The organism is Paraburkholderia phymatum, assembly GCF_038900715.1.
GTDB classification, from domain to species: domain Bacteria; phylum Pseudomonadota; class Gammaproteobacteria; order Burkholderiales; family Burkholderiaceae; genus Paraburkholderia; species Paraburkholderia phymatum_A.
This window is the reverse complement of sequence record NZ_JAYMRZ010000031.1, coordinates 39,606-59,384: the sequence shown is the minus strand read 5'-3', so window position 1 is coordinate 59,384 and position 19,779 is coordinate 39,606. Positions and strand designations below refer to the sequence as shown.

Annotated in this window: 19 protein-coding genes; 11 read left to right on the top strand and 8 right to left on the bottom strand. The window is 61.6% G+C overall.

Annotation, left to right across the window (positions count from 1 at the left end; genetic code table 11):
• Window positions 1-66: 66 nt before the first annotated feature.
• Both VSR68_RS37305 and VSR68_RS37300 read right to left on the bottom strand, forming a co-directional pair.
• Window positions 67-1,689, bottom strand: coding sequence for an ATP-binding protein (locus VSR68_RS37305; RefSeq protein ID WP_342944542.1), 1,623 nt, complete (start codon window positions 1,687-1,689; stop codon window positions 67-69).
• 54 nt (window positions 1,690-1,743) lie between these two features.
• Window positions 1,744-2,442 carry an esterase gene (locus tag VSR68_RS37300; RefSeq protein WP_342944541.1) on the bottom strand — a complete coding sequence of 233 codons (699 nt, stop codon included), beginning with the start codon at window positions 2,440-2,442 and terminating at the stop codon, window positions 1,744-1,746.
• 465 nt (window positions 2,443-2,907) lie between these two features.
• Here VSR68_RS37300 and VSR68_RS37295 point away from each other — a divergent pair, with 465 nt between their 5' ends.
• The 6 genes from VSR68_RS37295 (at window position 2,908) to VSR68_RS37270 (ending at window position 7,499) form a co-directional block, all read left to right on the top strand.
• Complete coding sequence (locus VSR68_RS37295) at window positions 2,908-3,243, top strand: DUF4148 domain-containing protein (protein ID WP_428983673.1); 336 nt, start codon at window positions 2,908-2,910, stop codon at window positions 3,241-3,243.
• Window positions 3,244-3,503: 260 nt separating this feature from the next.
• Window positions 3,504-4,223 (top strand): DUF1223 domain-containing protein, encoded by a 720-nt coding sequence (locus VSR68_RS37290; protein WP_342944539.1) that lies wholly within the window; start codon window positions 3,504-3,506, stop codon window positions 4,221-4,223.
• A gap of 311 nt (window positions 4,224-4,534) precedes the next feature.
• A complete protein-coding gene (locus tag VSR68_RS37285; RefSeq protein WP_342944538.1) occupies window positions 4,535-5,146 on the top strand; it encodes a sigma-70 family RNA polymerase sigma factor in 612 nt (203 codons plus the stop codon).
• The gene (locus VSR68_RS37280; protein WP_342944537.1) at window positions 5,136-5,786 is read left to right on the top strand and encodes a DUF1109 domain-containing protein; all 651 of its coding nucleotides are present in this window, start codon (window positions 5,136-5,138) and stop codon (window positions 5,784-5,786) included. Before VSR68_RS37285 ends, VSR68_RS37280 begins: the two co-directional genes overlap by 11 nt.
• Window positions 5,787-6,148: 362 nt before the next feature.
• Window positions 6,149-6,661, top strand: a complete 513-nt coding sequence (locus tag VSR68_RS37275; RefSeq protein ID WP_342944536.1) for a DoxX family protein — start codon at window positions 6,149-6,151, stop codon at window positions 6,659-6,661.
• Window positions 6,662-6,917: 256 nt separating this feature from the next.
• Complete coding sequence (locus VSR68_RS37270) at window positions 6,918-7,499, top strand: TMEM175 family protein (protein WP_342944535.1); 582 nt, start codon at window positions 6,918-6,920, stop codon at window positions 7,497-7,499.
• A 40-nt stretch (window positions 7,500-7,539) separates the two neighbouring features.
• Here VSR68_RS37270 and VSR68_RS37265 read toward each other — a convergent pair whose 3' ends face one another.
• The 4 genes from VSR68_RS37265 to VSR68_RS37250 all read right to left on the bottom strand — a co-directional run bounded on the left by VSR68_RS37265 (window position 7,540) and on the right by VSR68_RS37250 (window position 11,567).
• Window positions 7,540-9,111 carry an MOSC and FAD-binding oxidoreductase domain-containing protein gene (locus VSR68_RS37265; RefSeq protein WP_342944576.1) on the bottom strand — a complete coding sequence of 524 codons (1,572 nt, stop codon included), beginning with the start codon at window positions 9,109-9,111 and terminating at the stop codon, window positions 7,540-7,542.
• Window positions 9,112-9,349: 238 nt separating this feature from the next.
• Window positions 9,350-10,135, bottom strand: coding sequence for a DUF427 domain-containing protein (locus tag VSR68_RS37260; protein ID WP_342944534.1), 786 nt, complete (start codon window positions 10,133-10,135; stop codon window positions 9,350-9,352).
• A 553-nt stretch (window positions 10,136-10,688) separates the two neighbouring features.
• Window positions 10,689-11,135: a cytochrome c gene (locus VSR68_RS37255; protein WP_342944533.1), complete on the bottom strand. Its 447-nt coding sequence runs from the start codon at window positions 11,133-11,135 to the stop codon at window positions 10,689-10,691.
• Window positions 11,136-11,567 carry a hypothetical protein gene (locus VSR68_RS37250; protein ID WP_342944532.1) on the bottom strand — a complete coding sequence of 144 codons (432 nt, stop codon included), beginning with the start codon at window positions 11,565-11,567 and terminating at the stop codon, window positions 11,136-11,138. It lies immediately after the preceding gene.
• Between the two features lie 123 nt (window positions 11,568-11,690).
• Between VSR68_RS37250 and VSR68_RS37245 the strand changes: the two genes are divergently transcribed.
• A complete protein-coding gene (locus VSR68_RS37245; protein ID WP_342944531.1) occupies window positions 11,691-12,224 on the top strand; it encodes a helix-turn-helix domain-containing protein in 534 nt (177 codons plus the stop codon).
• Between the two features lie 119 nt (window positions 12,225-12,343).
• Here VSR68_RS37245 and VSR68_RS37240 read toward each other — a convergent pair whose 3' ends face one another.
• Entirely contained in the window at window positions 12,344-12,523 is a 180-nt protein-coding gene (locus VSR68_RS37240; RefSeq protein WP_342944530.1) for a hypothetical protein, read from the bottom strand.
• A gap of 574 nt (window positions 12,524-13,097) precedes the next feature.
• Between VSR68_RS37240 and VSR68_RS37235 the strand changes: the two genes are divergently transcribed.
• Both VSR68_RS37235 and VSR68_RS37230 read left to right on the top strand, forming a co-directional pair.
• A complete protein-coding gene (locus VSR68_RS37235) occupies window positions 13,098-13,568 on the top strand; it encodes a MaoC family dehydratase (RefSeq protein WP_090873292.1) in 471 nt (156 codons plus the stop codon).
• A 13-nt stretch (window positions 13,569-13,581) separates the two neighbouring features.
• Window positions 13,582-15,318: a class I poly(R)-hydroxyalkanoic acid synthase gene (locus VSR68_RS37230; protein WP_342944529.1), complete on the top strand. Its 1,737-nt coding sequence runs from the start codon at window positions 13,582-13,584 to the stop codon at window positions 15,316-15,318.
• Window positions 15,319-15,448: 130 nt separating this feature from the next.
• Here VSR68_RS37230 and VSR68_RS37225 read toward each other — a convergent pair whose 3' ends face one another.
• On the bottom strand, window positions 15,449-16,627 hold the full coding sequence (locus VSR68_RS37225) for a porin (RefSeq protein WP_342944575.1): 1,179 nt from the start codon (window positions 16,625-16,627) through the stop codon (window positions 15,449-15,451).
• Window positions 16,628-17,138: 511 nt separating this feature from the next.
• On the opposite strand from VSR68_RS37225, the gene VSR68_RS37220 reads away from it, so the two are divergent.
• Both VSR68_RS37220 and VSR68_RS37215 read left to right on the top strand, forming a co-directional pair.
• Window positions 17,139-18,632: a transglycosylase SLT domain-containing protein gene (locus tag VSR68_RS37220; RefSeq protein ID WP_342944574.1), complete on the top strand. Its 1,494-nt coding sequence runs from the start codon at window positions 17,139-17,141 to the stop codon at window positions 18,630-18,632.
• 201 nt (window positions 18,633-18,833) lie between these two features.
• A complete protein-coding gene (locus VSR68_RS37215) occupies window positions 18,834-19,604 on the top strand; it encodes a TerC family protein (protein WP_342944528.1) in 771 nt (256 codons plus the stop codon).
• The last annotated feature ends 175 nt before the right edge of the window (window positions 19,605-19,779 follow it).

Below are 19,779 nucleotides of genomic sequence, written 5' to 3'. Positions count from 1 at the left end.
TACGTCACGCTGTCATCCGCGCACCGCTGACGTGAGCATTAGCATTAGCGTTACAAACGCACGCGGTCACGCATGCCCGCGAAACATCGCGCACGTCCTGAATGCCTGCTCCGACAGCGGAATCTGTTTCGCGCGGCAATAGCGCGTGGTCAGCTTCAGCAGTTCCTTGATGTCCCGGCCGCTCGCTTTCGGGTAGGCGCTCGTCAGCGTTTCGATCAGATCGTCGTCGATGTCCGCGCCCAACTGCTCGGCGAGCAGCTTCCATAGACGGACGGCATCGCGCCCCGGCGGCGTCTCGTACTGGATCTTCGCGATGCAGCGCGACAGGATCGCGTCGTCGACATCGTCGATCCGGTTGGTCGTCATGAACAGCAAGCCGTTGAAGTACTCGAGCGTGCGCAGGAACTCCGCGACGATCGCGTTGTGCTCGAGGTCGTTGTCGCGGCGGCGGATGTAGACGTCCGCTTCGTCGAGCAGCAGGATCGCGTCCCAGCGCGTCGCGCGCTGCAAGATGCCGGACAGCGTCGCGCCGACGGATGCCGCCGTCGTGCCGAGCTGCCCCGAATGCACGCGGTACAGCGGCTTGCCGACCACTTCCGAATAGATCTCCGCCGTCAGCGTCTTGCCGAGTCCGGGCGCGCCCTGGCACAGAATCGTCGTGCCGCCCGACTTGCCCGGCACGAAGTCCTGCACGAACACGTTCAGCTTCGACGTCAGAATGTCGATCAGATCGCGATGATGCTCGGGCAGAACCAGCTTGTCGCGCAGTTCGGGCTGGTACTGGTACTCGGTCATGTTCTGCACGTGCACCCAGATATTCCGGTGCCATTCCAGGTGATACAGGCAGACGTAGCAATGCAGCGGCACCTTGTCGAAGCCGCCGGCGACATTCGCGCCGCGCCAGAAATCGGCATCGGCTGTCATCTGAAAGCGCCGCTCCAGCGTCTCCTCGTCGTTGACGCACTTTGCGCTCACACCATCGACAATTCGTGTCAACTCCGCGGCGCCCTTCGCATCGACGGTAAAGGTCGCTTTCGACACGACGAACTGCGCGCCGAAGCGCGGTTGAAACGCCAGAAAGCGACGCGCGTACTGCTCGTATTCGCGCTTGAATTCCGGACACTCCTTGTAGAAGCCGAATTCGGCGAGCAGTTCGGGGATCGTGCGGTTCGCGACGTCGAGACGGTTGAACACAAGCGATGTCGTCATGCCTGAGAGGCGCATGTGCGGGTCGGTGTGCTCGGAGTTCGCCGATTGCATCGTGTTCGCCAGCATATCGATGACGACATACGGCATGCCCTGCTCGGGTTCGACGTAACGCATGCGGCGCACGAGCCACGGCAGCAGCGTGCCGTCCTTCGCGCGCTTGTACAGCCAGCCGTCGATCGCATCGCGCGACAGATACGCGATCAAGCCCGGCACCAGTTGATCGAGGCCCGGAATCGTGCGTGCCTGCGGCGCGTTGTAGATGTTGTCGAGCGCGAGCATCTGGAACATCAGCGCGCGCTCGTTGTTCGCCTTGCTCAGCGAATACAGCGTATTCAGCGACTTCGAATCGAACAGCTTGCTCGACACCAGCATGTTGCCGTGGCACGCACTGTGCTGATTGAGCTGTCGCGCCAGCGGCGATTCGGATTCGATCATCGCGAGCAGAGGATGCACCAGTGATTCCGGAATTTCAAAGTCCATAAACGCACTCGTATCGGTTGTGGTCCGGTGGCGCGGCGCTCGACTTCGCGCAAGCTAGCCGAGGAAGAACTGGATCGCCATGCCGACGACGGCCGGCTGGATCGCATGCAAGCCGTTGAATTCGACGTATTGCACGTCATAGCCGGCTGACTTCAGCTTCACTGCGTTCGCGCGGCCGCTGGTTTCGATGGGAAGCTGTTCGTCGCGCAAGCCGTGCGCGATGAATACCTTGGGCACGCCCTCCTGCATGAAGACCGACATGAAGCCGCCGGAAAACGCGATCACGTGGCTTGCGATGTCGCCGTTCGTGATGCCGATCGACAGCGCGTAGCTCGCGCCGTCCGAGAAGCCCGCGAACGCGAGGCGGCCACGGTCGATGCGATAGCGCGTGCTCACTTCGACGAGCGCCCGATTGAGCCGCTCGAGGTCCGGACCGCTTCCGCCGATCACGATGTCCCACGTCGGATACATCGAATGCGGCGCGAGCACGAGGAATTTGTCGCGCTCGGCGTGCTCTTCGATGAACGGCAACACCTTCTCCGGGAAACCGCCCGCGCCATGAAACATCACGAAGAGCGGCACGGGGCGTTGCGTACCTGGTTGCGTACCTTGTGCATCGAGACCGGTCGGCACGAACAGAACCGCGTCGCGCTCATCGACGATTCCCAGACGATGACGGCCGGGCGGCAACGGGCCCTTGCCCGGCTCGGCGTGCGTGAACGAAAGACGGCCAAACAGCGAAGGGTCGAACATTGCGGAACCTGGAGATGAACGCGCGTTGCGCGCGGTGATGGACCTTCCAGCCCGGGAGAAGCTCTAGATATTCAATATATCATGGTTGATCCGGGTGGACCGATCCTTGGTTCGATCCGATCCGCGCCGCATGCGGCCACCCATACCGGAACGGTCGCTGCCACGACCGCGAATTCGAGCTTCATCTCTTGCATCTCGAACTTCGGCACGATGTAACCACCGCTTCGATCACCCCGATCTACTCTTTGCAACCGCAACGAAGCACGACGCAAACCGATGCGTCCGACGTTCGCCGGTACGCCGCGCTGCGCGTGCAGCGCGTTGGGATATGCGCGCCTGATCGACCCAAAGACCAACGCAACGCGCCACACGCGAACGTTGATTCGTGACGCCGCGCATGTCGCCCCAACATTCATTAGCAAGGAGGACAGGACCATGCGAGTTCACAAGTTCGTCGGTATCGCGATGCTTTCGTTTGCTTCAGCCGCTTATGTGGGCGCTGCGCATGCTCAGGGATTGACGCGCGAACAGGTGCGGCAACAGTTGATCGAGGCGCAGCAGAACGGCTTGTCGTTCGTCACTGATGCGTCGTATCCGGACGTGAGCCCCGTCTATCAGCATCAGGTCGACCAGATGCGCGCGACACACGCGCACGACAGCGGCGTTGGCGCGCAGGCGAGCGGCAACACGGAATCGGGCGCTTCGAAGGATGCCTCGAAGATGCCGATGCAGACTCCTCCCACGCCGCATGACGACTGTGTGGGGCCCGTCAGTTTCTGCAACATCTATTTCGGCAGCTGAGCGCGATGGCCTCCTGTCGGAGCCTGTCTACTGCCGACGTGTAACCGTTGTCGCGCGGCCAACGAACTAACTTGAACCATCACTCTGCCGCGCGCCGTCGACGAGGCGCTCGCCTGGATTGCGCGCGGCGGCCAACACCACCGCCGAAGCGCCACACTCGGCGCACACGCCGACGTACCTCGGTTTCTTCGCTGACGCAACTCTAACCCGCACGCGCCGCCAATCGAACTAACGATACCGTCGTCATCAGGAGTCAGCACATGTTCGCCCGTTCTCTCGCTGTCATCTGCGCCGGGGCCGCGACGCTGCTCGCATCGCACGCATTCGCCGCCGGGCCGCGTCCCGTCGTCGTCGAGCTGTTCACGTCGCAGGGCTGTTCATCGTGCCCGCCCGCCGACCGCTATCTGTCGGAACTGAGCGACACGCGCACCGACGTGTTGCCGCTCGCATTTCACGTCACATACTGGAACCAGCTCGGCTGGAAAGATCCGTTTTCGTTCGAAGCCGTCGATGCGCGTCAGGCGCAGTACGTCAAGCGGTTCCGCGACTTTGCATACACGCCGGAAATGGTGATCGACGGCAAGGCCGAAGTGGTCGGCTCGAATCGCGGCGCAGCCAGCTCGGCCATCGACGACGCGAAATCGACAGGCGTCACCCTCGCGACAGTCAACGCCGCTCGCGAAGGCGGCAGCGTGTCGGTATCGATCGGCCCTGGGCGAGGACACGCACGTGTACTGCTGGTCGGCTACGACGCGCGCCACGTCACGCCGATCGGACTCGGTGAGAACGCAGGCCGGACGCTCACCGAGTCGAACATCGTGCGCGGCTTCGCGCCGATCGGCCTATGGTCCGGCGCGCCGCTCACGCTGCACGCGAACGCCGTTACGGGCGAACACATGGCGGTACTGCTCGAAGCGTCCGATGGCACGATCGTCGGCGCGGCGCGCGTCGCCGATGGACAGCAAGCGCCCGCGCGTTGAACGATCGGGTCGGTCAGCTCGACCGATTCCATAGACGATTGCGGACGGAATTTTTTCCTGATCGCGCATTCATCAGGCGACGCGTGTAACCACAGCGCGTATTCGGCCGATCTACTCATTAATCACCCTCGCGCGTCGCGCGGTCCGAATCATGTCCGGGCCGGGCGTCATCCGATCTCACACGTCACGACCATGCGCCGTCCAGCTTCGCTTTTCATCACCGTCGATGCGGCACCGGCGTTAGCGCGCTTTCATGCGCTGACGCTGCCTTCCGCCCGTGCATTGCTCTCGCGATGACGACGCTCGCGACAATGGCACCCGCTTCGGACGACAGCAGCCGAACCGCGCGCGGCCGCGAAAGCGCGACCGTGTCGGACGCCGAGCGCCGACTTACCGTGCTCCTCGAAGCGTCGATAGCCGGCGACAAGCACGCGTACTGCCGCTTTCTCTGCGAATTGGCGAGGCACCTGCGCATCCGTCTGCGCAACCATCTGTGGCAGCAGGAAGCCGACGTCGAGGATCTGGTTCAGGAAGTGCTCATTGCCGTTCACAAGGGGCTCGACACCTTCCGACCCGATGTGCCGCTCACCGCATGGATCAGCGCGATCGTGCGCTACAAGCTGGCAGACCACTTTCGCGCGAACGCGCGCCGTGGCGAGCTGTTCGAGCCGCTCGACGACGATGTCGACGCAATCGCTGCATCGCCCATCGACTCGTTCGAAGCGCGCCGCGACCTCACGCGCCTGCTGGCGACGCTGCCCGCGCGTCAGCGAGAGCCGATCGAGCACACGAAGATATGGGGACATTCCGTCGCCGAAACAGCGGCCACGACAGGGCTCACCGAATCGGCCGTGAAGGTGGGCGTGCATCGCGGGCTGAAAGCGCTCGCTGCGAAAATCAGGGGAAAAACCGATGAAGACTGAGGAGCTCATCGTCATGCTCGCGGATGGGCCGCGCGCGCCGTCGAGATCGGCGGTGGCGTGCCGGCTCGGCGGCGGCGTCGCGTTCAGCCTCGTCGCGGCGCTGCTGATGCTCGCGTTCGTGGTGCCCGGCGGCATACCCGTTCAAGCGCTGATCGCGCGGCTCGCGTTGACCGCGTTCTGGCTGAAGGTCGCGCTGCCGCTGTCGATCACCATCGCCGCCGTATGCGTGGCGTCACGGCTTTCGCAGCCCGGCGTGCGCGTGGGGCGCGCATGGCACGCGCTGCTCGCGCCGTTCGTCGTCGTGTGGCTCGTCGCGCTGGCGACGCTGGCCGCCGCGTCCGCCGATTCGCGCAGCACGCTGATCCTCGGCCATACATGGCGCACGTGCTCGCTGAACATCGCGCTGCTGTCCATTCCTGCGCTGTTCATGCTGCTGCGAGCGATGCGCAGACTGGCGCCGACACGCCCCGCGCTCGCCGGCGCAGCGACGGGCTTGCTGGCCGGCGCGATCGGCGCTCTGACGTATTGCCTGCGTTGCCCGGAGATGGAGGCACCGTTCTGGGCGACGTGGTATCTGCTCGGTATGGCGGCACCGACGTTGGCTGGCGCAGTGCTCGGCCGTCGGTTGATGCGGTGGTGAGCAACCGCAAGCACGCGCGGACCGGATCGCGAATCCAGATCAGTCGATTGCGCCGATGCCGCCACAACCGCCGACGATTGGCAGACGTCCGACCGCCAGAATTCGCTGATGAGATCGACCACGCACTCGTATTCCGTCAGCGGCGCGTCGCGCATGCGTCAGCTCATCGAGTCTTCAGGTTCGCTTTTCCGGCCTGGTGCCGTCGGTCCTCGAACACCGCCGTTCATGGAAACGTGTGTCCCGCTGTAACCGCATTCGATATCGGGTCGATCTATGGAGTGGGCGTCTGAGATCGCCGCCCACCGGACGCACGACGCACAGCGAAGCGTGCCTCTTTTCCTCACAGCTACCCACGTCTGCTCATGAACAGCCTCCGCTCCCTTCTTGCCGTTTTCGATCCGTCATGGCTTGCCGCACGCTTGACCCGCTATTCGCCGCTGCCGATCCGCTTCATCGTCGGTTATGGCTTCATCGCGCATGGATACGCGAAAATCATCAAGCATCCTGAGAACTTCGCCGCCATCCTGCATGCGCTCGGCGTGCCCGCGCCGCATTGGATGGCGTGGGCGACTATCGTCGTCGAACTGCTCGGCGGCTTTGCGATTTTGATTGGCGCATTTGTGCCGCTCGTCGCGGTGCCGATGATCGTGGTGCTGCTCGTCGCCACCTTCACGGTGCATCTGCAATACGGATTCACGTCGATCAAACTGATGTCCGTCGTGAATGGGGTTCCGCAGTTCGGGCCACCCGGATACGAGACCGATGCGCTGTATGTCGCCGGGCTAATCGCTCTGCTCTTTAGCGGCGCGGGACCGTTTGCGGTCGATGCAATACTTGAGTCGCTGTACGCCCGGGTCGCGACGCGTTCGCTCTAACAAAATAGTGGAAGTGGCGCACAAAGGTTCCAGAATCGTCGTGAACACCATCACGCGCCCGGTGGGTGTGACACGCGGCCGATAGACGCCGGGCTCTCATACCCGGAGGGAAGCGGCCGCAGCCAGCGCGGAGCATGCCGCCGACATCCGGCCGAATCATGCGGTCAAGCGGGATGAAGTCGCCACACGACAGCGCGCGTGACGAGTGCGGCATCCAGTTCCGAAGGATGAAAGGCCACGAAAAAAGGAGCTTGCCATGGAAGAAAAAAAGCTGACCGCGGATCGACTGATCGCATTTTCAGACGCAGTCTTCGCGGTGATCGTGACGATCATGGTCCTGGAACTCAAGGCACCGGAGCAACCGGCGTTCTCCGCACTCTTGCCCCTGTGGCCTTGGGCTATCAGCTATGCGGTGAGCTACCTGTTTATCGCCATTATCTGGATCAACCACCATCACCTCATGCGGCTCGTCGGTCGCGCGACGCTGCGGCTGATATGGATTAACTTCATCCATCTGTTCATGGTTTCGCTGCTGCCCTTTGCAACCGAATGGATTGCGCGCACAAAGCTCGCATCGAATCCCGTCGTGTTTTATGCGGGCCTGTTCGTGTGCATCGACATTGCCTATAACTTCTTCGAGCGCGAAGTATTGGCCCACACGGATGCCGCGCTGGTATCCGCCCGTATGCGACGCATCGCGAGGCGCCGGTCGGTCGCTGTCCTGGCGGGCTTCACGACCGCCATGCTGGTTGCACTCGTCGCGCCGCGCGTCAGCTTCGCCCTGATATGCGGTGCCCTGATTCTTCATCTGCGGCCGGATATCTCCGACAGTCGATGACGTTCGTCATCGGTGCAGTGAAGTTGCGCAGCGACGCGGCTCAGATATCGATCACCACGTCATCCTGTGGCCGCGCGCAGCAGATAAGGAGATTTCCCTTTGCAGCGGGATCGAGCGGCTCAGGCTCGTAAGAGACGGACCCGGAGATCAATCCGCTCTCGCAGTTGTGACAGACGCCAGTGCGACACGACCACCGCACGGGCACATCGCACGCTTCGGCCAGTTCGAGGATGCTCTGGTAGGCCGATGCGTTCCAGTGCGCGGCAATGCCACTGCGCGCGAACGATACGAGGGGGCCCGTGTCGGCCTCGTCTTTCGGCAGATGCGGCGCTCGCGTCGGTGCACCGACAATACCTGGATTCAACGACTCGCCGCCGTTGAAAATTTCGACATGAATCCGTTCTGGCGCTATGCCCAAGGTCGCGAGCGCCGGTTTCATCTCTGCCATGAAGCGGGTCGGCCCGCAAAGATAGACATCCGCTCCCGAAGGAATGCCCGCTTGCTCCATGACGGGATAGGACAGATGACCGGCGGCATCGAAATCCGCTCCCGTCCGGTCGCGCGAGTCCGGCCTGCTGTAGCAGACATAGCTGCGGGCGTGTGCAAGCGCGTGCAAGAGTCGGCGGGCTTCGGCGGCGAACGGGTGGTGCTGTCCGTCGCGAGCCGCGTGGAGCCACAAGACCTGGCGCATCGAGCGCGCCGCCGACAGCTCATGCAGCATCGCCAGAACGGGCGTCACGCCGATACCCGCGCTGAGCAACACCACCGGCCCGTCACCCTGTTGCAGGATAAAGCTTCCACGCGGCGAGCTGACATCGAGAACGTCGCCCACATGGACATGCTCATGCAGGTAGTGTCCCGCTGCCCCGTTCGGCTCGATCTTTACACTGATCCGATAGCTTTCCGTCGAGACGGCACCCGAGAGCGAGTAGCTACGGAAAAGTGGAGGCCCGCCGACCGTCGGCTGAAGCCGCAGGACCACGTACTGACCGGGGAGCGCCTGTTGCACCGGCTGACCATCTGCGCTTCGCAGCGTGAGCGAGAGGACGTCAGCGGACTCAGGCTCGATCGCCGTCACCGTAAGCGGTTTAAACCCCGCGGCAGCGAGATGTGCAGCCGCCGCAGGCGCGAGCCCCGCATTTCCGCTTGCGGCGCCACCCGCGTGACTCTGCAATAACGCTTCAATTGACCAGCGCCAACCGGGCGAAAGCGCCTCGATCCGCAACGCGCGCTCCAGTTGATCCCGCGGATGAGCGGACGAATACAGGAGCGAGTTGATCTCCGCAACGGTCATTCGCTCCGTTGCTTCTGCCACTTTGACGATCTCGTCTCCGGCCCCGACTTCGCCTTCCTGGAGGACGCGAAGATAGAAGCCAGGTCGTCTGCTGGATGTCAGCAGCGCCGGCATGCGGGGTTCGTTCGTGCGGATGCCGACGCGATAGCAGGTAACGCGAGGCTGCGTGACTTCGAACAGCGCATTGCCGATCCGATAACGGTCGCCGATGCACACGACGGTGTCGGGCAGCCCTTCAATCGTAAAGTTCTCGCCGAACTGCCCGAAGACAAAGTCGGTCCTTTTCAGTTGTGCCTGCCAGTAGCGATGTGACTCGATCTGATAGACGAAGACGGCGCGCTGCTCCCCGCCGTGCCCAGCCAGATCGCCTTGGGCCGTCGCCGTCGAGATTCAGTCGCCTGGCCCAACAGCGGCCGTGCACCGGGTCCTTCCAGATTCCGGTGTGCACGGTGCGGCCTTTCCATTCGATATCGCGTGGAAGTCCGACGTTCACCGAAAGTAGTCTAGGCATGTTCCTTCTCCGCAACCGCGCGAACTCGCCGCCGATGTCGGCTTATCACCGCTTGCGGTCCGGGCGCACTTCGTCGACCGTGAGTTCGCGGTCGGGGCCATGCGGGACCACGGACTGGCCCGCTTCAAGACGGAGCTGGGTGCCGTCGAGATAGACGGAGACGATGTCCGGCTCGAACGACACCATGTTGGAGATTCGCTCGACCTCAGGATAGGCCTCGGGATAGAACCACGCCGCCATACGCGCATCACCGATGTCGTAGTAGCTGCAAATTCCCTTGTAGGGACAGAAGGTCTGAGTCTTCGCAAGCGTGAAGGCGGATTCGTTGATGTCGTCGCGAGGAATGTACCAGCGCGGCGCGAAGCCGGATTCATAGAGAACGAGCGGCCGCGTGGTGTCCGCGACGACGCGATCGCCATGCCTCACGACAAGCTTGCGGGACGTTTGGCGAATGTCGATGCGATGGTACGGGTCAGCGGCATGACCGATGATCCGCTCGTCCTCCTCGTAGAAGGCGTCCATCGCGCGCCACGCGAACGCGACGCGCGCCTGCAACTCGCTTGCGTATGCGGGCAGGCTGGTATGCTGCCAGGCCCCTCGTTGCGCAGCCTGCTCGCCCGAGTGAACGACATACCACGATGTCGCTCCGAGATCGGCGTGTCGGGTGGTGTGTTCGATGCGTTCGAGCGTACCGGGCACGATGTCGCTCTCGGGGAAGTAGGCGACGGGATAGCGGCCCGGTTCGAAGAGGAGAATGACGTGCTCGCTATCCGCGATCCAGGCTCCACCGAAACGCACGCGCATGCGCCGGCGCAGCGGCTCCGCATACAACAGTCTGCTGGGTAGTGATTCGGGTACGAGAAACCGGCCGATTGCTCCCGAGGAGAGCGGACCCTGTTGCCACGACAATCCCATTTCAGTTCTCCTTGCGTCAGCGTCGACAAGGCGGCCGCGCGTCGTGAACTTGCCGGTTCCTGCTGGACTCCGGCCGATACCTGTATCCGCGCAGATCGTCAGCAGTAATCGTGGAAGCTGTTTCTTCTGCGGATACCCGGTTATGACGCTCGAATGCCTCACCAAGCTAATGCTAGTTCAAACACCGGCCGCGAAAAAATGGACCGATTCGTGTGATGAGCTTCGATAGCAAATTCGGGAAAATCTTCTGAAGCCGCGTGCTTCGCGCTAGTGAACACGTATTGCGCGAACCAGATATTTCACGCGTCGGTTCGTGGGCGCACGGATCAACGCTAACGAATTGGACGTGCACCCATCTAACGCCAGGCTATGTACCGCATCACAGGCGTCCCCGACGAGATAACGCAAATCGAGTTCTTGAACCGCACGTAACGGCCCGCTGCATCGCCAGCAGCCTGCCCATTTCTCACTAACGTTGCGGCGGCCGCGGATCGGCGGGGATGGTGCCGTCGGCACGGCCAAGAAAGTACCGGTAAATATCGTCGATGTGCGCGGCGATCGACGGATTGTCGCGATATGCGGGCATTCCGCGCGACGGCTCGCCGTCAAGAACCATCCGGACAAACATCTCACGGCTCCGCGTGCGCGCGTACTCGACGATCGAGGGAGCCGCCAGCCCCTCATAGTCCTTGCCATGACAGCGGGCGCAATCGACGGCGCGCAGGGTACGCCACGTGCTGACGACGGCATCACCCGTCAGTCGGGAATCTGTACGCCCGGTGTCCGCATGGGCGCGCGTTGGCATTGCAACCGCAATCACGGTTATGACGACAACCGCGCAGCACCTTCGCACGATCGCCGACATGAGCGTGTGTATGTCATCGCTGGCAAGCGTATGTTCGGGGCGCGTGCGCATTCAATGGAAAGTCGTCGTAGACGACTGCAGCTTCGTCAACACGCCGCCTTTGAACCGGAACCAGCCCTGCGAGCTTTGCATCACGACTTCATCGCCTTGCCAGAACACGCGCTTGACCGTCATGCGCTTACCCGAGCGCTGCACAACCGGCGGATGGTGGCGAAAGTCGTACAGCACGGGGCCGGAATCCGTCTGCACAAGCATGCGCGTGACGGTGTGATTGGCGTTGCCGACGTCATCGAAATGCGTGAGCGCGTTGGCGTCGAAGCGATCGAAAACTGCCTTGTCGAGCATCCCGACGAAATCGCGGTCGACGCGCACGAATTGCAGTTCGCCCGTGGGCGTGACGAGCGGGCCGGGCGCGTTGCTTTGCGCGCGAACGCATGGCACGAAACAGGAGGCTGCGAGCGCAGCGATGAACAGTCGCTTCATGTTTTCCTTTACATTCAGCCGCGTCCCCGATGACGGAGCACGACGGGCAAGCGTTCGTTGCGAACATTGACGTCATTCTGGTGGAGACGTCGAAGCTCTTCAACTAGCCACCAGACCGTCACTATGCCCGCCGTCAAGACGCACTTTCAGGATCTGCCCGTCGCCCTCGACCCGGCCCAGCTGCTCGAAATCGCGCACCAGCACTTCGACGTTTGCGCGCTGCCGATCCAGCAGCAGCTTTTCGCGTGGTGCGACCGCATGATCGGCGTGGTCGATCTCCTGACGACGCGCGATGCACACGGGCAGCCGTTTCGCGGCTGGATCGACCGTTACGCCGTGGGTGAATTCCTGTTCGCCGACTGCTACGTCGACCGCATCACGCAAGACAGGACGATCGCGCGGATCTCCCAGGACAATGCGCGCAGCGCGGGCTTGGCGCATATATCCGGCATGTGCGCATGTGCGCATGTGCGCCTGCGCGCCGCCGCCGCCGAGCTGGTCGCATGGCCCGGCGTTCAGGTGCAGGACATCGCCTATGCTCACGGCTTCAAAAGCGCGTCGGACTTCACGCGCGCGTTTCGACGTGCCTACGGCCTTGCGCCGCAAGACATCCGGCAGTATGGCGACGGTGTGCGCACGCCGCCAAAGCGGTCGTGACGGGTCAGCCAGCCGCCGAACTTCCGCGCCGCACTTCCTATCGCAACAGCAGCCACATTCCGCATGCCAGTGACCATCACTCGCACGCGGCGCGCCTGTTCTTCAATTAACGATGCGGCTCAGTCGAGGTTGGCGAATGGCCCGTGCGAATCCATCCAGTCATAGTGTTCCGTTGCGCCCGTCCATGCCCAGTTCGCACGCGACTGCGTCGGCGCGCCATGCGCGTCCACTCCATCGCCATGCTGTTGTTCGCTGCGCTCCAGATCCTTGTTCTCCGTCTTTCCCATTTCGTGGCTCATCGTTAACTCCCGTTGGTGATTTGATGTCCGTTTCTGCCAATGTCATGCGAACAGTCATATCAGCAAGTACCGGGCCACTTCGATGAACGCTCAGCTAGTCGATTGATTTACAAAGACTTTATATGAACACGAGAATTCCGGTCCGTTTCAGAATTGCATCCGTGAATTTCAGTTTTGACCGCACTCATTTGCTTTTTGGAATCTTCATATCCGTGCGCTAAATCATCTGGATTCCGATGCATTGCACGCGACGCGAACGCGCTGATTCGCGCGACGCATACCCGCCATAACGCGGGTGAAATGGCCCTCAACGCAAGGTGATTCGAAGAAGCATGCATGCTTCGCCGAGTGGTTTTGCAACCGGCGGCGGCTTGCGGTTCTCGCACATCGTCTCGTGCCGCGAAAGCCAGGATGGCATGTTTTGTCACTACATCGGCAGCTTTGGACATTAGACGGAAGCGTCCTGACAGTACGATTCAGTCCTGACATACAGGCCGAATCGACGGTCACTGCATGACCAAGGCGTAGCACGACTATGAAGCGGCGGTACGCCAACCCAGCAAACGGAAGAACCATGAACGAGCTTAACGGATACGACTTCGAAGACCTGCAACCAGGCATGAGCGCGACCTTCGCGAAGACCATCACGGAAGCGGACATTCTGATGTTCGCTGGCGCATCTGGCGATATCAACGCAATGCACATCAACGAGCAGTTCGCGCAAACGACGCCCTTCAAAGGGCGCATCGCGCACGGCATGCTGACGGCGAGCATCATCTCCGCGACGATTGCGGGCCGCCTGCCCGGCCCGGGCACGATCTACCTGGGGCAAAACCTGCGCTTCAAGGCGCCCGTTCGCCCCGGCGATACGGTTCAGGCCGAGGTGACCATCAAGGAACTGCTGCACGAAAAGCGCCGCGTCGTGCTGTCGACGGTTTGCACGGTTGGCAGTAAAGTCGTGATCGAAGGCGACGCGATCGTCATGCCGACTTCGCGCGGCGATCGTGTCAAAGACAGCGCGGTTTCCGCAGCGATCAACGCATGACAGCGGGTCTGATATGAAAATGCCATTCAGCATGCCGGACGAGTTCGCGATGGGCTGGCTCAAGGCCGGATTCAATTTCTGGCAGTCAATGCCCGTCACCAACGTACATGACATGACGGTGCTCGACGCCAACGGCAAGGACATCTACCCCGTTTCATCCGGTGCGCGCAACATCGTGATGCAGGCAAGCGCCAACTACTGGCAACGGCAGACGGAGTTGTGGAGCAGCGCGTTTGCAGGCGTGATCGGCGCGAAGCCGAAGTCAGTGGCCGAGCCCGAGCGCGGCGACCGGCGCTTTCACGCGGAAGACTGGTCCAGCAATGCCTGGTACAACCTTCTGAAACAGAGCTACCTGCTCAACGCAAGGATGCTCGAAGAGCTGGTCGAGGCGAGCACGCTCGATGAAAAGGAAAAGCACAAGCTGCGTTTCTTCGCGCGTCAGTTCATCGACCTCACCAGCCCCGCGAACTTCGCCGCAACGAACCCCGAGGTCATCCGGCAAGCGGTCGAATCGAAGGGATCGAGTCTGCTTTCAGGCTTCACACATCTGCTCGAAGATCTGAAGCAAGGCACGATTTCGATCACCGATCAGAGCGCGTTCGAAGTGGGCCGCAGCGTTGCCGCATCGGAAGGTTCGGTGGTCTATGAAAACGATCTGTTCCAGTTGATCCAGTACGCGCCGCTCACGCCGACAGTCGCGCAACGTCCGCTTCTGATCGTGCCGCCTTGCATCAACAAGTTCTACATCCTCGACCTTCAGCCGGAAAACTCTTTCGTGCGCTTTGCGTGCGAACAGGGCCTCACGGTTTTTCTCGTGTCGTGGCGTAATCCGCAACAGGACATGGCGCAGACGGAGTGGGACACGTATCTCGAACAGGGTGTGATGAAGGCGATCGACGTCGCGCGCACGATCAGCCGCGCCGACAAGGTCAATGCTTTGGGATGGTGTGTCGGCGGCACGATGCTGTCGTCGGCGCTCGCCGTGATGCGCGCGAACGGCGACGAGTCGGTGGCGAGCGTCACGCTGTTGACGGCGTTGCTCGACTTCAGCGAGCCGGGCGATCTCGGCGTGTTCATCGACGAGATGGGCGTGTCGATGCGCGAGCAGACGATCGGACGCGGCGGCCTCTACCCCGGACGCGAACTCGGCTTCGTCTTCCAGACCCTGCGCGCCAACGATCTGATCTGGCCGTATGTCGTGAACAACTACCTGAAGGGCAAGACGCCGGCTGCATTCGATCTGCTGTACTGGAACGCGGACACGACCAATCTGCCTGGGCCGATGTATAGCTGGTATCTGCGCAACATGTATCTGGAGAACAATCTGCGCGTGCCGGGCAAGCTCACGATGTGCGGCACGCCTGTCGATCTCGGATGCATCGACATGCCGAGCTATCTGCTCGCGACGGAAGAAGATCACATCGTTCCGTGGCAATCCGCGTATCGCTCGACGCAACTGCTGGGCGGCGACACGGAATTCGTGCTTGGCGCAAGCGGTCATATCGCGGGCGTGATCAATCCGGCGTCGAAGAACAAGCGCAGCTATTGGACGAACGATGCGGCGGGCAGCAATGCAGACGAGTGGCTCGCATCGGCGACAAAGCAGCCGGGCAGCTGGTGGAATCACTGGATCGAGTGGGTCAAGCGGCATGCGGGCGAGCAGGTGAAAGCGCGTACGACACTTGGCAACGCGAAGCACAAGCCGATCGAGGCCGCACCAGGCCGATATGTGAAAGTGCGTGCCGATTAAGCGCCGATTGACGGTTGCTTAACGGCATCAACGAAGAAGAACGACAAAGCGGCTAGTGCCGCTTTGTCGTTTGTCATTTCCGGGATCTTCACGCGCCTTAAAAGCAGCGAATCCGGTCAGACCGCGTGCATCAGAAGCGATGTCTCAAGCCGACGGTCGCCTCGACCTGATTGGTCGTGGAAGACGGCGCGCTCACGCCGTTAATCCATGCCACGCCCAATGGCGAAGTGCCGCTTGGGCTCACCCGTTGCCACGCGCCTTGCAAATAGACATCGGTGCGCCGCGAGAAGCGGTAGTCGGCCATCGCACTCAGCTGATTCCAATGGGGAATGCCGCCTCCGCCGTTTCCGCCGGCACGCGAGTAGGTGTACGCGCCTGCAAGCTCGACCGCCGGCGTCAGCGCATAGCGAAAGTTGCCCTCGAAGTTCTGGAAAGTCCCACTCAGGCCGGTCTGAAAGAATTGGGCGAGCTTGCTGTGCGAGTACACGAAGCCTGCCACAGCCGGGCCGAACGTATAGTTCACGCCGAGGCCGAAGGTTTTCTGACTGCTGGCCAGCACGCCTAAAGGCACTCCCGTCGGCGAAAGCGCGCCCTGCAGGGACGCGCCCGTCGTATCGGTGACTGCGCCATTCGTATTCAACTGTCCCGGCGTCCGCGCAGAACTGTTGAGCTGGAGATAACCAGCACCGAAATCCAGCGCCCCCCATACATACGACATGCCAAAGCTATACGCGCGATTGTTCGTGAATCCACCTGCCTGATTGGAAAAGCCGTACAACGCACCCAGCTTGAACCCGGCGAAATTCGGGCTCGTGTACTTCACGGAGTTATTGATCTGAAACGAATCGTTGAGGTTGTCGTTGTCTAACGGATGCGCGAAATGCGTGCCGCCGAATTCAGTGCCCGTCAACGAAAGCGGCGCGACGAAGTCGACCATGCTGTCGCTTTGACGGCCCAGCGTGAGCGCGCCGTAATCGCGGCTCGACAAGCCGACATAGGCCCGGCGATTGAAGATCCGGTTGCTCGACGAATTCTGCCCGTTGTTCAGGTTGAAACCGTTTTCCAGTGTGAAGACGGCGCTCAATCCCCCGCCCAGGTCTTCAGCGCCGCGAAGTCCCCATCGGCTGTACTGGACGGCGCCGCTCGTCATCTCCCAGTTGCTGTGTCCACTGCCCGTCCCGGTGATCTGGTTATTCGTGTAGGTCAGTCCGGCGTCGATCAGCCCGTAAAGGGTGACGCTGCTTTGCGCATGCGCTGCGCCGGCCAGTGCGAGCATCGTTGCCGCACCGGTTATAGCCCGCTTGTTCATTTGTCTGCTCCAGCCAAAACCGGGAGAAAGTATTCTCTTGCGACGCTTTGAACACAAACATCGATGTCTGCATGGCGCGGCGCCGTGCGGATCATCGTCAGGAAAAGGCGCGATGTTCGCTACACGCTTTATGCAACCGCAGTCGAAGCCTTCAACCTCAAAGCGAGAGAGATTGCCGGCCCCGTCAACATTAAGAATAGTTGGCCTGCAAGGAGGCCGGTATTGGTCCAAAGACCAATAGATCGCGCGGCACTATACCGGGCGAAATAGCGGACACAGCGGCGAACACAACGGCAGGCACAGCCCGGCTGACGTTGCACGTCACACCGCAACGGGTCTTGAACCGTTTTCATGCGCAACTATGCTGTAAGAGTCGAGGCCAGGTACTCGAAAAGAAACGCCTCCAAAGCTCAGATCATTACGCGCGGCGACTGTTCACGAAAGGCCGGCGCGTCAGGATGAAACCGAATAGTACGGTGTCGGTATGTTGCGTTCCACTCGCGCGTGGCTGATGCCATGTCTGTTCGGCGCTTCGCTCTGGGTTTGGAGTGCCCTTTGCACGGCGGCTCAGCCGGCGTCCGCGCCACCATCCGTGTCATTGGCCTCGGCGGCTTCCGCGCCCGTCCCGGCGAGCGCGACGCGCCGGATCGATCTGACCAACAAGCCCTGGCGCGGCGATTTCGACGCGATGGTCGAACGCCGCCTGATTCGGGTTCTCGCGCCCTATAGCCGCACGCTGTACTTCAATGACCGTGGACACGAGCGCGGTGTGACTGCGGACACCGCGCGCGACTTTGAGCGATTCGTCAACAAGACCTACGCCGACCGTCTCGGCAAGCGTCCGATCACGGTCGTCATGATTCCGGTGACGCGCGACCGGTTGCTGCCGGGCCTCGCGGAAGGCATCGGCGATATCGCGGCCGGCAACCTGACAGTGACCGAGGATCGCCTGAAACATGCTGACTTCGTGAGCGCGCACGCGCTCAAGCCGACGCGCGAACTCGTCGTGACGGGGCCGAAGTCACCCGCGTTGTCCAAGCTCGATGACCTGAGCGGCAAGACAGTCGACGTTCGCCGCCATAGCAGCTATTACGAGAGCCTGAGCGCATTGAACGGGCGCTTCAAGCAGGCCGGCAAGCCGCCGATGCGGATCGTGCTGCTGCCGGACGCGCTCGAGGACGAAGATGCGATGGAGATGTTGAACGTCGGCCTGCTCCAGATCCTGATCGTCGATGACTGGAAGGCGCGCATGTGGGCGCAGATGCTCCCGCAGATCAAGGTTCACGACAACATCGCGGTGCGCGAGGGCGGTGTCATCGGTTGGGCTATTCGCAAGAACAGCCCCCAGTTGCAGGCGGTCATCAGCAACTTTTACGAGAAGTACATCAGGAAGCAGAGCGTGGCGGAGGTGCGCCTCAAGCAGTACGTGCAGGGCATCAAGCAGATTCATAACAACACGGAGAGCGCGGAGCTCAAGCGATTCCAGCAGACTGTCGCCTTCTTCGAGAAGTATGGCCAGCAATACGATTTCGATCCGCTGATGCTCGCGGCCCAGGGGTTTCAGGAATCGCAACTCAATCAGGATGCGAAGAGCCGGGTGGGCGCGGTCGGCATCATGCAGTTGATGCCTGCCACGGGAAAGGAACTCAACGTCGGCGACATCAAGGTCGCGCAGTCGAACATTCATGCCGGCGCAAAGTACCTCGATCAACTGATGACCCGTTACTTCCAGGATGCCCATTTTTCCGAGGTAGACCGGCCGCTGTTCGCTTTCGCCAGTTATAACGCCGGACCGGGGAACATCGCGAAGATGCGCAAGGAGACTGCGGCCCGGGGACTCAACCCCGACGTCTGGTTCAACAACGTCGAGATCGTGGTGGCCGAGAAGATCGGCATCGAAACGACCACGTACGTGCGAAACATCTACAAGTACTACGCCTCCTATCAGCTGCTCAAGGAAGCGCAAGCGCAGCGCAGCCGCACGGTTCAGCAACTGCGCCGCTGAACCGGTTTTCCCGTACCGCGAATAACAGTCGGGCTGCGATTTGCCAGTCGATCGGGCCATGCCTGGGTTCGCGAAAGCGCGTCGGCGTCGTCAATTGCCGTTCGTGTAACGATTTATCCGCAAATCTCTCCTATCCTGTCATGGTCGATTCAACATGCGTCGGCGGACCTCGCGACCGTTGCCTGAACTACTCCTGCGCTTATGGACTATCTCCTCGCTCTCGCTGTCGACCCGGCCGTCTGGGCCGCGCTCGTGACCCTCGTGGTGATGGAGGTCGTCCTCGGTATCGACAACCTGGTTTTCATCTCCATTCTCAGCAACAAGCTGCCGCCATCGCAGCGGGTCCGGACCCAGAGAATCGGCATCGCGCTTGCACTCGTGATGCGCCTCGCACTGCTCGGCACGGTTGCATGGATCGCGCACTTGACCCAGCCGGCGTTCTCGCTCTTTGGCCACGCGTTTGCGTGGCGCGATCTGATCCTGATCGGCGGCGGACTGTTTCTCGTCTGGAAGGCGACGGGGGAAATCCATCATCACGTCGCGAGCCATGAGGAGGAGCGTGCCACGAGCACCGAGAGGCCTGCCCGTCTCACGCCGCGCGCTGCAATCGGTCAGATTCTGGTGCTCGACCTGGTGTTTTCGGTCGACAGCATCATCACCGCAGTCGGCATGACGGAACATGTGGTCATCATGTACATCGCCGTTATCGTGGCCGTCGCGGCCATGATGTTTGCAGCGGGTCCGTTGTCGCGATTCATCGATCGCAATCCCACGATCGTGATGCTCGCATTGAGCTTTCTGCTGGTGATTGGCATGACGCTGATCGCCGAGGGCTTCGGCACGCACGTTCCGAAGGGCTATATCTACGCGGCGATGGCGTTCTCCGCGTTCGTCGAAGGCATGAACATGCTGGCAAGGCGCAAGAAGGGGAAGCGAGAACACCAAAGGGAAACTCACGATTGCGCGAGTTAGCAGGTGCGCACGACACTGCGGCCGCATCGCTGTCAGCGAGACATTCTGCGTCCGCTTTAAATCGCGGCTTGACGCTTGCAACCTGCTGTCGTTGCTCGAAGCACCGCCCGTTGCGCAAGAGAATCCAGAACCGGCTGGTTCAGCTAAAGCAGAGACGACGAAGTCGTTCGACCCG

Coding starts and splice junctions, on each gene's coding strand:
- VSR68_RS37225 (WP_342944575.1), bottom strand. CDS start 16,627: ATGAACAAGCGGGCTATAACCGGTGCGGCAACGATGCTCGCACTGGCC.
- VSR68_RS37240 (WP_342944530.1), bottom strand. CDS start 12,523: ATGAGCCACGAAATGGGAAAGACGGAGAACAAGGATCTGGAGCGCAGC.
- VSR68_RS37245 (WP_342944531.1), top strand. CDS start 11,691: ATGCCCGCCGTCAAGACGCACTTTCAGGATCTGCCCGTCGCCCTCGAC.
- VSR68_RS37215 (WP_342944528.1), top strand. CDS start 18,834: ATGGACTATCTCCTCGCTCTCGCTGTCGACCCGGCCGTCTGGGCCGCG.
- VSR68_RS37285 (WP_342944538.1), top strand. CDS start 4,535: ATGGCACCCGCTTCGGACGACAGCAGCCGAACCGCGCGCGGCCGCGAA.
- VSR68_RS37300 (WP_342944541.1), bottom strand. CDS start 2,442: ATGTTCGACCCTTCGCTGTTTGGCCGTCTTTCGTTCACGCACGCCGAG.
- VSR68_RS37220 (WP_342944574.1), top strand. CDS start 17,139: ATGCCATGTCTGTTCGGCGCTTCGCTCTGGGTTTGGAGTGCCCTTTGC.
- VSR68_RS37230 (WP_342944529.1), top strand. CDS start 13,582: ATGAAAATGCCATTCAGCATGCCGGACGAGTTCGCGATGGGCTGGCTC.
- VSR68_RS37275 (WP_342944536.1), top strand. CDS start 6,149: ATGAACAGCCTCCGCTCCCTTCTTGCCGTTTTCGATCCGTCATGGCTT.
- VSR68_RS37255 (WP_342944533.1), bottom strand. CDS start 11,135: ATGCGCACGCGCCCCGAACATACGCTTGCCAGCGATGACATACACACG.
- VSR68_RS37235 (WP_090873292.1), top strand. CDS start 13,098: ATGAACGAGCTTAACGGATACGACTTCGAAGACCTGCAACCAGGCATG.
- VSR68_RS37295 (WP_428983673.1), top strand. CDS start 2,908: ATGCTTTCGTTTGCTTCAGCCGCTTATGTGGGCGCTGCGCATGCTCAG.
- VSR68_RS37305 (WP_342944542.1), bottom strand. CDS start 1,689: ATGGACTTTGAAATTCCGGAATCACTGGTGCATCCTCTGCTCGCGATG.
- VSR68_RS37270 (WP_342944535.1), top strand. CDS start 6,918: ATGGAAGAAAAAAAGCTGACCGCGGATCGACTGATCGCATTTTCAGAC.
- VSR68_RS37250 (WP_342944532.1), bottom strand. CDS start 11,567: ATGAAGCGACTGTTCATCGCTGCGCTCGCAGCCTCCTGTTTCGTGCCA.
- VSR68_RS37290 (WP_342944539.1), top strand. CDS start 3,504: ATGTTCGCCCGTTCTCTCGCTGTCATCTGCGCCGGGGCCGCGACGCTG.
- VSR68_RS37280 (WP_342944537.1), top strand. CDS start 5,136: ATGAAGACTGAGGAGCTCATCGTCATGCTCGCGGATGGGCCGCGCGCG.